This window comes from Streptomyces sp. NBRC 110035 (assembly GCF_000829695.1).
Classification (GTDB): Bacteria; Actinomycetota; Actinomycetes; order Streptomycetales; family Streptomycetaceae; genus Streptomyces.
Genome location: NZ_BBNN01000026.1, coordinates 52630 through 67266, shown reverse-complemented (window position 1 = coordinate 67266; position 14637 = coordinate 52630). Strand labels below are relative to the sequence as shown.

General features: G+C 72.7%; 17 protein-coding genes. 7 read left to right on the top strand and 10 right to left on the bottom strand.

From position 1 onward, the window contains the following. Nucleotides 1-77: 77 nt before the first annotated feature. Nucleotides 78-770: a response regulator transcription factor gene (locus TU30_RS16455; RefSeq protein WP_042170777.1), complete on the bottom strand. Its 693-nt coding sequence runs from the start codon at nucleotides 768-770 to the stop codon at nucleotides 78-80. 489 nt (nucleotides 771-1259) lie between these two features. On the opposite strand from TU30_RS16455, the gene TU30_RS16450 reads away from it, so the two are divergent. Both TU30_RS16450 and TU30_RS16445 read left to right on the top strand, forming a co-directional pair. After that, on the top strand, nucleotides 1260-1670 hold the full coding sequence (locus TU30_RS16450; protein WP_042170524.1) for an STAS domain-containing protein: 411 nt from the start codon (nucleotides 1260-1262) through the stop codon (nucleotides 1668-1670). Between the two features lie 202 nt (nucleotides 1671-1872). Beyond that, on the top strand, nucleotides 1873-3078 hold the full coding sequence (locus TU30_RS16445) for a globin domain-containing protein (protein WP_042170522.1): 1206 nt from the start codon (nucleotides 1873-1875) through the stop codon (nucleotides 3076-3078). A gap of 88 nt (nucleotides 3079-3166) precedes the next feature. On the opposite strand, the gene TU30_RS16440 is transcribed toward TU30_RS16445, so the two are convergent. The 4 genes from TU30_RS16440 to TU30_RS16425 all read right to left on the bottom strand — a co-directional run bounded on the left by TU30_RS16440 (nucleotide 3167) and on the right by TU30_RS16425 (nucleotide 5356). Continuing rightward, nucleotides 3167-3541, bottom strand: a complete 375-nt coding sequence (locus TU30_RS16440) for a hypothetical protein (protein ID WP_042170520.1) — start codon at nucleotides 3539-3541, stop codon at nucleotides 3167-3169. Between the two features lie 86 nt (nucleotides 3542-3627). Beyond that, complete coding sequence (locus TU30_RS16435) at nucleotides 3628-4137, bottom strand: roadblock/LC7 domain-containing protein (protein ID WP_042170518.1); 510 nt, start codon at nucleotides 4135-4137, stop codon at nucleotides 3628-3630. 38 nt (nucleotides 4138-4175) lie between these two features. After that, nucleotides 4176-4955 carry a hypothetical protein gene (locus tag TU30_RS16430; protein ID WP_042170516.1) on the bottom strand — a complete coding sequence of 260 codons (780 nt, stop codon included), beginning with the start codon at nucleotides 4953-4955 and terminating at the stop codon, nucleotides 4176-4178. Continuing rightward, complete coding sequence (locus TU30_RS16425; protein WP_042170514.1) at nucleotides 4952-5356, bottom strand: hypothetical protein; 405 nt, start codon at nucleotides 5354-5356, stop codon at nucleotides 4952-4954. Before TU30_RS16425 ends, TU30_RS16430 begins: the two co-directional genes overlap by 4 nt. A 504-nt stretch (nucleotides 5357-5860) precedes the next feature. Between TU30_RS16425 and TU30_RS16420 the strand changes: the two genes are divergently transcribed. Then, nucleotides 5861-7057, top strand: coding sequence for a hypothetical protein (locus TU30_RS16420; protein WP_042170511.1), 1197 nt, complete (start codon nucleotides 5861-5863; stop codon nucleotides 7055-7057). Nucleotides 7058-7151: 94 nt separating this feature from the next. Here the strand turns inward: TU30_RS16420 and TU30_RS16415 are convergent, their stop codons facing one another. Continuing rightward, nucleotides 7152-8297: a hypothetical protein gene (locus tag TU30_RS16415; protein ID WP_052479828.1), complete on the bottom strand. Its 1146-nt coding sequence runs from the start codon at nucleotides 8295-8297 to the stop codon at nucleotides 7152-7154. Between the two features lie 397 nt (nucleotides 8298-8694). Here TU30_RS16415 and TU30_RS16410 point away from each other — a divergent pair, with 397 nt between their 5' ends. The 3 genes from TU30_RS16410 (at nucleotide 8695) to tgmB (ending at nucleotide 10324) form a co-directional block, all read left to right on the top strand. Then, nucleotides 8695-9012: a YkvA family protein gene (locus TU30_RS16410; RefSeq protein ID WP_042170508.1), complete on the top strand. Its 318-nt coding sequence runs from the start codon at nucleotides 8695-8697 to the stop codon at nucleotides 9010-9012. Between the two features lie 120 nt (nucleotides 9013-9132). Then, on the top strand, nucleotides 9133-9324 hold the full coding sequence (tgmA, locus tag TU30_RS16405) for a putative ATP-grasp-modified RiPP (protein WP_042170505.1): 192 nt from the start codon (nucleotides 9133-9135) through the stop codon (nucleotides 9322-9324). A 16-nt stretch (nucleotides 9325-9340) separates the two neighbouring features. Next, on the top strand, nucleotides 9341-10324 hold the full coding sequence (gene tgmB / locus TU30_RS16400) for an ATP-grasp ribosomal peptide maturase (protein ID WP_042170503.1): 984 nt from the start codon (nucleotides 9341-9343) through the stop codon (nucleotides 10322-10324). Between the two features lie 59 nt (nucleotides 10325-10383). On the opposite strand, the gene TU30_RS16395 is transcribed toward tgmB, so the two are convergent. Next, nucleotides 10384-10605 carry a hypothetical protein gene (locus TU30_RS16395; protein ID WP_042170500.1) on the bottom strand — a complete coding sequence of 74 codons (222 nt, stop codon included), beginning with the start codon at nucleotides 10603-10605 and terminating at the stop codon, nucleotides 10384-10386. Nucleotides 10606-10776: 171 nt separating this feature from the next. Further along, complete coding sequence (locus TU30_RS16390) at nucleotides 10777-11247, bottom strand: hypothetical protein (protein WP_042170497.1); 471 nt, start codon at nucleotides 11245-11247, stop codon at nucleotides 10777-10779. Between the two features lie 198 nt (nucleotides 11248-11445). Here TU30_RS16390 and TU30_RS16385 point away from each other — a divergent pair, with 198 nt between their 5' ends. Continuing rightward, the gene (locus TU30_RS16385; protein WP_042170774.1) at nucleotides 11446-12420 is read left to right on the top strand and encodes a GlxA family transcriptional regulator; all 975 of its coding nucleotides are present in this window, start codon (nucleotides 11446-11448) and stop codon (nucleotides 12418-12420) included. Nucleotides 12421-12439: 19 nt separating this feature from the next. On the opposite strand, the gene TU30_RS16380 is transcribed toward TU30_RS16385, so the two are convergent. Beyond that, a complete protein-coding gene (locus TU30_RS16380) occupies nucleotides 12440-12700 on the bottom strand; it encodes a DUF5133 domain-containing protein (protein ID WP_042170495.1) in 261 nt (86 codons plus the stop codon). A gap of 60 nt (nucleotides 12701-12760) precedes the next feature. Then, a complete protein-coding gene (locus tag TU30_RS16375) occupies nucleotides 12761-14530 on the bottom strand; it encodes an ABC transporter ATP-binding protein (protein WP_042170493.1) in 1770 nt (589 codons plus the stop codon). Nucleotides 14531-14637 lie beyond the last annotated feature (107 nt).

Sequence of the window (14637 nt, the reverse complement as noted above, 5' to 3'; positions counted from 1 at the left end):
ACCGGCAGCGTGTCCCCGGCAGGTGCCACGTTAACGGGCGTGGCCCGGTCGTATCCCACCGGTTGGTGAACCCGGCGTCAGCGATCCGTGCGCCGCAGCCGGTCCTGCGCCTGGGTGGCGATCACGGCGGCCTGGATACGGCGCTCCACGCCGAGCTTCGCCAGCAACCGGGAGATGTGGTTCTTCACCGTCTTCTCCGCCAGATAGAGCCGCTGGCCGATCTGCCGGTTGGTCAGCCCCTCACCGATCAGGGCGAGGATCTCGCGCTCGCGCTCGGTCAGTCCGGGCAGGGCGTCCTGCTCCTCCTCCGGCTCCTTCTCCTGCCGCAGCCGGGCCATCAGGCGGGTGGTGGCACTCGGGTCGAGCAGGGACTGTCCGGAGGCGACCGTCCGCACGGCCGTGACCAGGTCCGAGCCCTGGATCTGCTTCAGCACATAGCCTGAGGCGCCCGCCATGATCGAGTCCAGCAGGGCCTCCTCGTCGTCGAACGAGGTGAGCATCAGGCAGGCCAGGTCCGGCAGCGTCGAGCGCAGCTCACGGCACACGGTCACACCGTCCCCGTCCGGCAGGCGGACGTCGAGAACCGCCACGTCGGGGCGGAGCGCGGGGACGCGGACCAGTGCCTGCTCGACGGTGGCGGCCTCGCCGACGACCGTGATGTCCGGTTCGTCGTTCAGCAGGTCGTGCACTCCGCGGCGGACCACCTCGTGGTCGTCCAGCAGGAAGACCCGGATGTGCCGCTCGGGTCCTGGCCGCTCGCTGTCCGCCATCTGACGCTCCTTGTCCTCGTGTGCCGGACCGCCGTGTGCCGGACCGTACGCCGTGTACCGGGGCCCCGGCCGGCTGCTGCCGGGAAGTCCCTCACCGAGATCCTTCTCGATTCCGGGCCGAACGGCCAGGGCCGGTCGGCCTTGATTCCCGTCGGCCACCCGTTCCCCGCAGAGGACCCGTGCACTCCGGCCGGCCGGCCGGGGTGTCGGGACCATCGGCACCTGGAGGGTCACCCGCTGATGGGCCATCCTGGGAGACAGGAGCGACACCGATCCCCCGCGGTGTCGCTCCGTCCACGGTACCGGGGCGGCGAACCACTGGACCGCCGGGCGGTTCCCCACGCCCGCAGGTACGCCCGCACAACGCTTGGCCGGCGCCCGTCCGCGGATTCCCTACCGGCCGGTAGGGCCGTTCGGCTCCGGCGCTCCCCGCCGGCAGGGCCGGGCGGCCCTACCGGCAGGCTCGCCGCTACGGGTTGGCTGGCCGGTATGTCCGAAAATCATGGCAGGCCCGCGGCGGAGCCGATCGAGCGGGTCGTCGCCGGAACGACGATCGTCGCCCCGCGGGGCGAACTCGACCTGCTGACTGCGCCGGTTCTGTCGCGGCGTCTGGACGCGTTGACCGCCGGCGCCTTTCCCGACCTGGTGCTCGATCTGCGCGGCGTGTCGTTCATCGACTGCTCGGGCCTGCGCGTACTGTGCCGTGCGCGCAGGCTGGCCCTGTCCCGTGGCGGGCGGCTGCGGCTGATCACGCGCAGCCCCGGTCTGCTGCGCATCCTTCACCACACCCGGCTCGCCGGCGTCTTCGAACTCCTCCCCCGCCTGCCGGCGGAGCTCGACGCGGCCGCCGTCAGTCCCGTGGCAGGCAGGAGGACCCGCTCCCCGGACAGCGCACCATGAGTCCCCGGGGAACGGGGCCGACCGGCCCCGTTCCCCGGGCGCCGCCCGGTACCGAAGGTCCTCTTCTGCCGGGCCGATGGGCCCGCAGCACCCACGAACAGTGGTGACCACCGAAAACACGCCCGTCGGGTTGCTATACAGAAGTGCCGCCGGTCCGGAACGGCGGCCCGCCCCCTCACCCGTCATGTCGTTGGGAGACCTCATGCTGTCCGAAGAATCCGCCGCAGTGGTCCGGGCCACCCTTCCCGCCGTGGCCGGAGCGCTCGACGAGATCACCGCACGCTTCTACGGTGCGATGTTCCGCGACCGCCCCGAACTCCTGGACGGCATGTTCAACCGGGGCAATCAGGCCAGCGGGGCCCAGCGCCGGGCGCTGGCGGGTTCCATCGCCGGCTTCGCGCAGGCGCTGCTCGCCGACCCGGACAGCCGGCCGGACGCCCTGCTGACCCGTATCGCGCACAAACACATCGCGGTCGGAGTCACCGACGACCAGTACACCATCGTGCACAAGTACCTGTTCGGTGCCATAGCGGAGGTACTCGGCGATGCCGCCACCCCCGAGGTGGCCGCGGCCTGGGACGAGGTGTACTGGCTGATGGCGGGCGCCCTCATCGGGCAGGAGGCCCGCCTCTACCAGGACGCGGGAGTCGCGCCGGGTGACATCTGGCGGCGGTGGACGGTCGTCGAACGGCACGAGGAGACCGCCGACGTGGTGTCGTTCCTGCTGCGCCCGGCCGACGGCGAACCGGCACCGCCGGCACGGGCCGGGCAGTACGTGAGCGTGCGGCTGCGGATGTCCGACGGGGTGCACCAGCTGCGCCAGTACAGCCTGTCCTCGGACCCGGGCGGCGATCTCCGCCGTATCACCGTCAAGCGGGTCACCGGGGCCCCGGGGGCGCCGGACGGCGAGGTCTCCCACCTGCTCCACGCGCACACCCGCGCCGGTGACGAGCTCGCCCTGTCCGTACCGGCCGGCGACGTGGCCCTCGACGAGGCGGACACCCCGCTGGTGCTGGTCTCGGCCGGCATCGGCTGCACCCCCATGGTGGGCATGCTCGCCCGGCTCGCCGCAACGGGTTCGGCGCGCCGGGTCCTGGTGCTGCACGCCGACACCTCGCCCGAGGAGCACGCCCTGCGCGCCGAGGTACGGGCGCTGGTGGAGCAACTGCCGGGTGCCCGAGCCGTCTTCTGGTACGAGCGGCCGGGCGACGAGGAACCCGGGGCGCGCAGCGGCCTGATGGACCTCACCGGAATCGACGTTCCGGCGGACGCGTCGGTGTACCTGTGCGGCCCGCTGCCGTTCATGCGTACGGCGCGCGGCCGGCTCATGGGCGCGGGTGTCCCCGCCCGGCGGATCAGCTACGAGGTCTTCGGTCCCGATCTGTGGCTCCCCGAGGTGGCTGCCTGACCACTTCGCAGGACGGGTACGGCCCTTCGCGCGTGCTGTGCGCGAAGGGCCGTACCCGTCCTGCGAAGTGCCGGGACCGGTCCCGGCCTCAGACCTCCAGGTCGTTCTCGATCCGGCGCAGCTGGTGGCGGGCCATCGCCATGTTGGCACGGCTCGAGTCCAGCACCAGGTACAGGAACAGCCCGTTGCCGCCGCGCCCCTTGATCAGGCGGATCAGGTGGTACTGGCTGTCCAGGGTGATCAGGATGTCCTCGATCTCTTCCTTCAGCCCCAGGAGTTCCATGGTGCGCAGTTTCGAGCGCACGACGTCGGTGTTGCCCGCGGCGGCGACCTCCAGGTTGAAGTCCTTGCCGCCGCCGATCATGCCGAGCGCCATGCCGCTGGTGTAGTCGACGAGCGCGGCGGCCGTGGCACCGTCGATGGAGCTGAGGCAGTCCTTGAGCGAGGTCTCGGTGTTGGCCATGAGAGGTGTCCTTTCGATCGTGATGGTTGGTCCGGCCGGCTGCCAGGTCGCGTCACGGCGGCCGGCCGAGGGGAAGAAGCCGGTGTTCAGCCGCCGTGCTGGGGCCGGGGCCGGTGTGCGGGCCGCTGCGGGGTGCGCACCGGGAGGGTGCCGATCCGGCGGTCGGCGTCCGGGGGCGGCGCGTCGAGCGCCGCACGCTCCGCGTGCCTGCCCCCGCCCGGACCGACGCGGGTGTCGATCAGCTCCGCGATCCGGGCACCGCTGTGCCTGCCCTCCAGATGCAGCCGGCCCACGTTGACCCGGTCGTCGGCGAGCAGGGTGAGCACGGCGGTGCTTCCGACGGCGTAGGTCGCCACGTATCCCCGGGTGCCGCGCACCAGCAGTTCGCGGAACTCGCCGCGGGCGGCGGCATCCGTCATGCGGTACGCGACACCGAGAGCGGCGGCGGTGAGCGCGGCCAGCCCCTCCGGTTCGGTGTCGGGCACGTCGTGGGCGAGGACGAGTCCGTCGACGGTGGCCGCGAGCGATCCCGCCAGCCGGGGGATTCGGGTACGGAGCCGACGCAGTTCGTCCAGCACGTCGGTCTCGACGGCCATGAGCAGTCTCCTTTCGGCACGCTGCCGACGCGCGCGGATCACAGGGCCTCCAAGGCGTCCAGGAGCCGTCGCAGCAGTGCTGTGTCGGGCTCGTCCCACGCGTCGCCGGATGCGCCGGTGCCCGGACGGACGGAGGCGACCGGCGGAGGCGGCGCGGGGGTGATCAGTCCGTCGGCGGCCAGGCGGCGCAGCTCGACGAGGGTGTGGAAGGTGCGGCACGCGAGGGCCGAGGCGATCTGCGCGGCGGTGCTGGTGCCGTCGACCCGGGCGAGGGTCCGGCCGCGACGGGGCGGCAGGTCCGCCCGGTCTGCGCCGGGTGCGCGGGTGAGCGGGGCGGTGTCCACGGCGGGATCGGGCCAGATGCGGTCCAGCAGGTCACGGCGGCGCCGCGACTCACGCAGCACGCTTGTCACCGGGACGGGGCGGACCGCCCCGAACCAGTGGGCGGCCTCGGGCCTGAAGCGGAGCGCGGCGGTGTCCCGGGCGAGCGCGAAGTACGCGGCGTCGAAGAGCGCGCCCAGGTGGCACAGCTCCAGCGCGCCGGCGGTGAGCCGGCCGCTGTCCACGAGCTGGCGGCCGACGCGGTGGCGGGCGCCAGCCCGCTCGACCGCCTCCCACCAGCCGTCGGCGGGGAGCGCGCCGCTGCGGGTGAGCAGATCGCCGAGGTCGGGGCTGTACGCGGATTCGACGTGGACGACGTGTCCCGCGGCCAGGTAGAAGACCCCGGACTCGGTGGAGAGGGCGCCGGTGGCGCGGTCGGCAGCGAGGCTGCCGAGCATGACGGGCGCCGATCCGTGGGCGGCTGCCGCGGTGGTCATCCGAGCACCAGCCGGTCCGCCATCTCGGCCAGCCGGATGCGTGCGAGGGCAAGGTTGCCTTCACTGCGGTCGAGCCACAGGTACAGGAACACGGTGCTGTCGAAGGTCGTGATCACGAACCGGAGCAGGTGGTAGGCGTCGACGGTGGTGAGGATCAGGTCCTGGACCGGTGCTTCCTCTCCCGACAGGACGGACGCCCTGCCGTCGGCCGGTGCGAGCGTGCCGCTCTCCATGGCGAGGCGGGCGAGTTCGGCGGTCTCCGCCGCCGTGGCCTCCGAGTCGTCGCCCGGCGCCTCGCCCACCGCGCCCAGCGCGAGTCCACTGATCCAGTCGGCCACCAGCGCTCCTCGCGCACCGGGCAGTCGCATGGCTTCCAGCAGACTCTCGTCGATTCCGGGCACGCCGGATCCCCCTCCATCGCACGGCTGTACCGCGAACGTGACGTCGAAGCTACGCTGCGTGCTCGATCGAGGTGAGGGCTTTGGCGTTTTCCCTTGGAATATGCGACACGGCCCTCTCGGCGCTGGTAGGGTCGGCGCTTTTCCGAGGTTCGGCACGGTCGCCGGAAGAGGTCCCGCAGTCGCGCCGGGAGGGGTCCCGGCGCGACAGGGCGCGGGCAGGGCCTTCCCCTGGCGGACGGTGGGCCGGCCCTGCTCGCGGGAACCCGTTGTGGTCACGGGGTACCGTCGCGACCACGGGTGACGGGGCCCCACCACGTGTGCGCTCCGCACACCCCGTGCGCGGCACACACCTGCGCGCAGAGCGCTGCCGGACGACACGTGACAGCCCCGCCACACGGGTGGCGGTGACGGGAAACGCCGCCCGGCGGACCACTCGTGTCGGCCCCTCCGCCCGACAGCGACGACAATGGCAGGAAGCACGTGCCCCCGTTCCCCCCTGGACCCATGCCGACCTCACGCACAGCCCGCCCCGTGATCCCGCCCTCCGTCTGGCTGACCGCCGGCCGGCACACCGGGAGCTCCGCCCACGACGTACTCCGGCGCACCCTGCGCCGTCTGGAGGACGGCGGGGGCATCGACTCGTTCCTCGAACTGCCCGGAGAACCGCCCGAGGCAGGGCCGGAGCCGCGGGGTGACGCGCCGGACCTGGTCTTCCAGGCCCGTCTCCGGGTCGCCGGCGCGGTGACCGTGCGAGCCCGGCTGAGCATCGGGCCCGCTACCGGCGAGAGTCAGCCGTGGGTCCTGGTCGCCGAGGCCGAACGACGGTGGGACCACCTGTGGCCCTCCCCCACCGGCATGTTCTGGCCCGTGGACGAACCGGACCCGGGCTGGAACCACGACGCGGCCACGGGACTGCGGCTGGGGGAGATCAGTCCGCTCCCCGAGGACGACAAGGCCGTACGGCGGCTGATGCGCGACTGTGCGCGGAGCGGGAGCGGGTGGAACATCCACGTCGTCGTCCACGAGGCGATGACCACGGACGACCGCGGCCGGGTGCCGCTCGCGCACTGGCTGCCGCCGGGCCTGCGACACCGTGTGGTGGAACACCGGGCCGCGCCGCACCAGCTGCGGGTCGTGAACTGGGCGCTGCGCGACTGCGGCGTCGAGGTGCCGCGCGGTGGTGCGGTGGTCCTGCCCGGCAGCCCGGTCCCGGACGGCTACGACGCCGGGGAGTTCTCGGTGCGCGCGGTCTTCCTGGACGGCACCCCGCCGGCCGGTCTCGTCGATGCGGTGACCCGGTTCGCGGCCCTGCCGCGTGCGCTGCCGGACGGCGCCGAGGCTGCGCTGAGCGCGCTGCGGGAGGACTGGCGTCTGCTGAACCTGGAGGAGGAGCTCGCCCGGGAGCGCCGGCTGGTCGCTCTGTACACCGACGCGCTGGAGGCCATGACCACGTCCCGCGACCTGTACCGGGAGGCCGCCGAGAGTGCCCACGAAGCGCTGGCCGCGTACCGGGAGGCCGCCGGGGGCTCGGCCGTCCGGGCGCTGCCGGCCGGCACCCCGGCTGCGTCCCCGATGCTGCAGCTGACCCGTGCGTTCGAGCGCCTGAGGTTCGGCCCCAGGACACGCCGTCCGTCGCCCTCCGGGGAGGAGCCTCAGGCTCCGTCCGCCGCCGACGCGCGGTCGACGACTTCCGGTCCGTAGTGCGTCCTGCCCGGCGGACCGTGCCGGACGGCCGAGGGCCGGGCCTCTGGGAGCCGGCCGCGCTTCCGGGCAACGTACCCGGACCGTACGGCGGTCAGTCCGGCATCCGGGGTGTGCCGGGTTCCGGCCACACCGCCCAGTGCCTCCCGGGGAACGGGGACGCCACCCGGACGGCCAGGGCCGTCAGCGCCAGGAGCGCGGCGACGACGGCCGCCGAGCCGGCGAGCCACTGGGGGGCGAGTGCGAGGCCGACGGCCCGGGACAGGGCGGCAAACGGGAAGGAACCGCCGCAGGCATGGGCTCCGGCCAGGGCGGCCGGCAGCGCGACCGCCGCCGCCAGGACGAGTACGCCGGGGCGTACGACCAGGATCAGGGCCAGCACCGTGCAGAGCACCGGCAGGCCGACCGCGAGAGCGTGCGGGACCAGGGCGGAACCGTCACCGCGGAGCGGGAAGTGGACCACCGCGCACACGGCGAGGGCCACCACGGCGGACCAGCTCGACCAGGTCACGGACCGGACGGCCTGCGCCTGCGCCCGGTGGCGGGAGCTCCGGATCCTCCGCCGCGAGTGCAGGGCCGCCGCACCCCGTGCGCCGCGGTACGGGGGAGGAAGGTCCGCCCCCGGTCGCGCCGGGAGCCCGTCGTCCAGGACGCCCCCGGGTTCCTGCCCGCGCCGGTCCCCCTCGGCGTCCTCGGCCCCGTTCCGGGTTGCGTACAGGCCGGCCGGGTCTCCCCGCTCGTCCTCGTACCAGGACGGTTCGGGCGTGGGGCGGCCGGCGGGGCCCGGTGGGGGCTGCGCGGCCAGACGGTCTATCAGCTCGATCAGTTCCTCGACGGAGCGGCCGGAGGCGGCGGTCCGCAGCGCCTCCTCACGGCAGTGGGGGGCCAGCTGCTCGCTGTGCAGCAGTGCCACCAACCGGGTCACGTCCTCCACCGGGCGGTGTGCTGCCGCGGCCCGGATCACCTCGTCCGCGCTGTCGGCGTCGTGGGGCGGCCGGGTCAGCAGGACGACCAGACGGGCCACGTCCTCCACGGAGCGGCTCACCCCGATGGCCCGCAGGACGTCGACCACGGCCTGCGTGTGTTCGGGTGAACGGGCCAGCGACGTGATGAGGCCGGCGACCTCGTCCAGGGGGCGGTCCGACACCGCCGCGTACACCAGGTTGCCCACGGGATCGCCGTACCGCTGCCGCCCCTGCTCCTCGTCGGGGCGCAGCGGCTGGGCCGAGTCCCTGTCCACACGCAGTCCGCCGGTGCCGTGAACCGTCCCGGCGGCCGGAGGGGGCGCGGGGGGTGGCTCCGGCGGGAGGACCACGTCCGTCCCGCCGGTTATCTCGGAGGCAGTCGGGACGGTCGAGCTGTCCGAGGGACTCGAAGTACTCGACGGAGGTGTCGATGAACAGGTGGTCATGCTCGGCTCCATGAAGGAAGACTCAGGCCGCTCCCCGCCCCCGAGCGTACGAAGAGCGACGTTACGTGGACCATTACTAGGCGCCCGCGCCCGGCACGGCCACTCGGCTGGGCCACCGGTATGACCTGCGCCACCTCGACGGCTCCCGCGGGAGCCATACCGGAGCCGTTCCCGGGCATCCAGAGGGAGAGACCTGTCTCCCGTCGCATCGTGAGGAGGACATCCCGTGGACACCACCACCGTGGTACTCGTCGTGGCCGCGGCCGCCGTGCTGGCCTGCGCCGTGGCCGTCGCGGTGCGGCTGGTGCGCACCCGGCGCGAGCTGCGGCGCGCCGGTCTGCCCACGGGCCCGCGCTGGGTGTTCTGGGGCGCGGTCCTCTACCTCGTCCTGCCGGCCGACCTGTTGCCCGACCCGGTGTACCTGGACGACGTCGGCGTGCTGCTGCTCGCGTTGCGCTCGATGCGCGGTTCCCTCGGTGCGGGTTCCCCCGGAGCGACGTCCCGGCGACCGGATCGCGAACCCGCCGATGACTACGCTCCGTGAGGAAACCAACCACCCGTTCGATTCGTATAAGTCTCTGGAAGCCGAAACAAGTCGGCGGACCAAGCGGCTGTGCGCAGTGGGCAGTCGCCTGGCCGGCGCAGCACCGACGAGGGAGAGACGATGCAACCGTTCGCGCTCAACTACGCACGTCCGGCACCGGAGTTGGCCGTAACCACTCCGTATGCGTACGACTCCGGACTGCAGTTGAACGTTCTCGCCGACGGACGGGTGGCGGCCTGCGATCACGCACTGTTGCGAGAGGTGGGCACCACGACGTCCACCGCGGGCTCCAAAACCCACTTCGACGACTGACCGTGGGCCACAGACGATGACCATACTGATCCTCACCTGCGAGGAGGACGTGACCGCCGACATGGTGGTCGTGCACCTGCACGACTCCGGGGTTCCGGTGGTACGCCTCGACCCTGCCGATCTGACCGGCGGTGTCTCGCTCTCGGGTGAATACGTCCACGGCCGTTTTCGCGGCCATCTCTCCGCCGGGGGGCGGTTGGTGAGCATCGGCGGGCTGCGGTCCGTGTGGGTGCGCAGGCCGGGCACCCCGGCCGGGCGGGCGGCTCAGCCCTCGCCCTGGCTCACCGAGGAGGCCGCTCAGGCCCTCTACGGGATGCTGCGCGGCTCGGACGCCCGCTGGATGAACCATCCGGACGCGGCTCGGCAGGCACGCCACAAGCCGTGGCAGCTCCGGCTGGCGCAACGCTGCGGCCTGCCCGTGCCGGCCACGGTGATCACGACTTTCCCGCGCGCCGCCCGGGAGTTCGCGGAGCGGTTTCCGGACCTGGTGGTCAAGCCGGTCTCCGGAGCGCATCCGCAGGATCCGCCGCGGGCCGTGCCGACCAGCAGGGTGGCACCGGACACCGACTTCGCCGCGGTGGCGTTCGGGCCGACGCTGCTTCAGCGGCGGATCGCCAAGCGCGCCGACATCCGGCTCACCGCCGTGGGCGAGCGACTGCTGGCCGCCCGCAAGGCCGCCGACCCCGGCGCCGAACCGGCGGAGGTGGATGTGCGTTTCGCGCCGCCGGGGGCACCCTGGGAACCCGTCGACGTACCGCCGCGCGTCGCCGACTCCGTGCGCGCCTATCTACGCAAGGCCGAACTGGCCTACGGGGCCTTCGACTTCGTCGAGGATGCCGACGGGACGTGGTGGTTCCTGGAGTGCAACCAGTCGGGGCAGTTCGGATTCGTCGAGGTGGAGACGGAACAGCCGATCGCGCGCACCGTCGCCGACTGGCTGGCCCGGCCCGTTCCCGAGGAGACGGCGGAGGCCGACAGGACGCGCACCACGGCATGCTGAGGGCCGTCACCACGCGGGGGCGTGGTGGCACGGGCGCGCCCTCCGGTCGGGTGCCCGGATCACTGCGGCCTGGGGCCGGGCAGCAGGGCTGCGGTGCGCTGCCAGCCGTTGCCCGGGGACTGCGGCCGGTCGAGGCCGCCCTGGGAGTACCCGGGGGACTGCAGGGGGCGCATGACCTGCTCCAGTTCCCTGCTCACTCGTTCGGCTTCGCTGCGGACCTGTGCGGGCACATCACCGCGCTCCGTGACGAGTCGGTCGTAGATGGGGGATTCCTTGAACACCCGGCAACGTGCCTCTCTGTCTTGTCGGCCCCGGGGCGGGGACGCGACTGACGAGTGTAAGCGCCCGGACATCATTCAGGGGGAATTCACCCATACGGCTTGACGCAGACCTGCACACGAGGGACAGCCGCCGCGCCCCGGGGCGGGAGGCACGGGCCGCGGCGGCTCCGCTCAGGCACCCGTGGTCGAACCGGGACGGACGATCATGAGGACCGTCACGGTCGCCCACAGCAGGCTGAACACGCCGGTGAACATGGCCAGCCGCACTGTCTTCTGCCGGTCGACGGACCGGTGCCGGGCCAGCTGCTCGACGAGTTCGTCCTGGCGGGGCAGGACGAACGCGACCAGGACGGCCGCGGCCGCCGCCGTCAGGCCGATGGAGGTGACGAGCCGGCCGTCGCCCAGGACACCCATGGCGAGTGCTGTGGCCAGTCCCAGCACGGGTACCGCGATGCCGATGCGGGCGTAGACCCGGCAGCGGTGCAGCACCTCGACGGTGGTCACCGCCGTCACGACGGGCCCGTCGCCCCCGGCCGGGGCGGCGCGGCGCACGGCCGGCGGGAACATGCTCGCCGCGACGGTCACGGGACCGACGGCGAGGATGGCGGCGAGGACGTGGAGAGACAGCAGGAACTTGGTCACCGGGGCTCTTTCCTTGGCGTGATCAGCGGCGAGGGCTCACGCTAGGGGCCTGCCGGGCCTCCACCCAGGGGCTGGATCGACAGCTTCCGACGGATTCCCGCCAACCCCGGCCACCTGCTCCCTCTCCGGTCGCTGCCCCACGGTGCTGCCCCCACCCCGGTTCTCACAAGTGGCGGGAATCCGATTACCGTGGCGTTCATGCACTCCGTGGCGATTCTGCTGCTCGACCGGGTCATCCCCTTCGACATGGCCGCCCCCATGCAGACCTTCGACTGGACGCTGCTGCCCGACGGCCGCCCCGCCTACCGGGTGCGGCCGTGCGCCGAGACACCTGAGGTGGCGGCGGACGGCGGGCTGTTCCTGCGCGTCGGCCGCGGGCTGGAGGCGCTGGCGGACGCCGACACGATCATCGTCCCGGGCCGCGCCGAGGGCGCCGCTCCGCCCTCCCCCGCCGTCGTCGCGGCGCTGCGCCGGGCGGCCGGAGCGGGCACCCGGATCGCCTCGGTGTGCGTGGGCGCGTTCGTGCTGGCGGAGGCGGGGCTGCTGGACGGGCTGCGCGCCACCACGCACTGGGTGGCCGCGGACCGGCTGGCCCGCGCCTTTCCGCACGTCGAGGTGGAGCCGGACGTGCTCTACGTCGACAACGGGCAGATCCTCACCTCGGCCGGTGCGGCAGCCGCGCTGGACATGTGCCTGCACATGATCCGTCGGGACCTCGGCTCGGCCGCGGCCGCGAACACGGCCCGGATGTCCGTCATGCCGCTGGAACGGGAGGGCGGGCAGGCCCAGTTCATCGTGCACAAGCAGCCGCCCGTGCCCCGCGGGTCGGCTCTCGAGCCGCTTTTCGAATGGATCGAGGACAACCTGGCGCACGAGGTCACCCTCAAGACGATGGCGGCGCGTGCCGGGATGAGCGAGCGCACCTTCGGCCGCCGTTTCCGCGAGCAGACGGGCACCACTCCGGTGCAGTGGCTGCTGCGGGCCCGGGTACGGCGCGCCCAGTACATGCTGGAGAACAGCGACCACACGGTCGAACGCATCGCCCAGCAGTCCGGGTTCGGCTCGCCCACGGCGTTCCGCGAGCGGTTCCGCAAAGTGGTGGGTACCACGCCGTACGCCTACCGGTCGGCGTTCCACGGGCGACGGGCCGTCGCGGGCACCGGCGGCTCGTAGCGGCCCGGGCGACGGCCCGTCACACGGTCAGGCAGCGGCCGTTCTCGCCGTCCGGGTCGGCGGTCCGGCCATCGGCCACGGTCCGCCCCCGGGCGAGCAGCGCGTCCGCGCGGGTGACGGCCTCGCGGACACCGGTCGTTCCCGTCATCACGCAGAGCGTGTACGTGATGTCCTCCAGCTCGCGCGCCGCGACGGGCGAGGGCCGCTCCGCCTGCGCGATCTGCAGCGTCGCGTAACGCGTCAACAGTTGCCTGAGGGTCTTCGGATCCGGTACCAGCACGAACGGCGCCTCTCTCTGGGTGTGTGGCTGCGCCTACCCCCGTCCCGTGCGAACATTCCCTCAGGCCACCTGCCCGCTGTGCAGCGCGGTGTACGCCCCTCCCCGGCGCAGCAGTTCGTCGTGGGTGCCGATCTCCTGGATCCGGCCGTCCGCCATCACCACGATCCGGTCGGCACCGCGCACGGTGGACAGCCGGTGCGCCACGACGAATGTGGTCCGTCCGCGCAACAACCGGGCGAGCGCCCCCTGGACCAGCGCCTCGGAGCGGGTGTCCAGCGCCGAGGTCGCCTCGTCGAGAACGAGCACCTTGGGGTCCCTGATCAGGGCGCGGGCGATGGCCAGGCGCTGGCGCTGTCCGCCGGACAGGCGTGCACCGCGCTCCCCGACGAGGGTGTCGAGACCCCGGGGCAGCCGGTCGACGAACTCCAGCGCGTTGGCGTCGCGCAGCGCGGACCGCACCGACTCGTCGTCGGCGTCGTCCATGCCGTAGGCGACGTTCTCCCGGATCGTGCCGTCGAAGAGGATCGACTCCTGGGGCACGACCGACAGGAAGCGCCGGTAGGTACGCAGGTCGAGACCGTTCATGTCGGCGCCGTCCAGGAGCAGGCGGCCGGAGGTCGGGCGGATGAAGCCGATGACGAGGTTGAGCACAGTGGACTTGCCCGCGCCCGAGGCACCCACGAAGGCGACGGTCTCGCCGGGGGCGACGTCGAGTGTGAAGTCGCACACGGCAGGGCTCTCGTCCCGCTGGTAGGCGTGGCCCACGCCCTCGAACGTCACCGCGCCGCGCAGGGCGGTGACCTCCGCCCTGCCCTCGTTGTCCTCCAGTTCAGGCGCTTGGAGCACCTCGCCGACCGACCGGACGGACTCGAGGCCCTTGGTGATGACCGGAGCCAGGCTCGCCAGCGTCGTCGTGGAGTTGGTGAGCGTGGTCAGGAAGGCGCTCAGCATCACGACGTCGCCGGCGGTGACGCCCCAGACGTCGTAGTACGAGATCAGCGCAGCGCCGGCCAGGACGAGGACGCCCACCACGTTGAGCACGACCCAGGCCAGCGAGCCGAACCGGCCGTTGACCAGGTCCAGGCGCATGCCGGAGGTGAGCAGTCTGTTCAGGGTGCCGTCCATCCGGCGCAGGGCCTTGCCCTCCAGGCCGTGGGCGCGGGTGACCGGGATGAGCCGGGTCATCTCCGTGACCCGGGAGGACAGGGTCTCCACCTCGTGCCGGAAGTGCTCGTTGTGGGTCCGCAGCCGGGACCGGAGCCGGGCCACGAGCAGGGCGGCGGTGGGCACGACGACCAGGAAGACGGGCAGGAACTCGGGCGTGCGGATGCCGATGATGACCAGTCCGCCGATGAGTACGGTGGTCGCGCCGAGCCCCATCTCCGCGGTCTGCTGCACCATCTGTTCGACGGTCTCCACGTCCCGCACCACCTTGGCCTGGAGCACGCCGGCGCTCACGCGGGAGTGGTAGCCGATGGAGAGCTGCTGCATCCGCGTGCACAGGGCGGAGCGCAGGGCGGTACCCATGCGGCGCACGCTGCCGTACAGGAGACGCACGTAGAGCAGGTGCAGCGGGTAGTTGACCAGCAGGATGAACATGATGACGCCGGTGCTGGTCCAGAGCTGTGAGATCGGCCGGTGCTGCACCACGGTGTCGATGATGGACGCGGTGATCAGCGGCAGCAGCCAGATGGGACTGTGCTTGACCGTGAAGACGCCGACCGCGGCGGCGAGCCGGCCGCGGTCGGCGCGGAGCAGATAGGCGAGGGTGCGGACCGGGTGCTCGCCCCGGTAGCGGTGGTCGAGCGGTCTTGCCGGCGACGACGCCATCGGCGGTGGTCCTCCCCTGAGGCCGGGTACGGCGGTTGAAGCCTGGTGACGGCGGTGCGGCGAGCACCGACTCAGTACACGCTTTCCCCGGGCCGGGGCAGCACCTT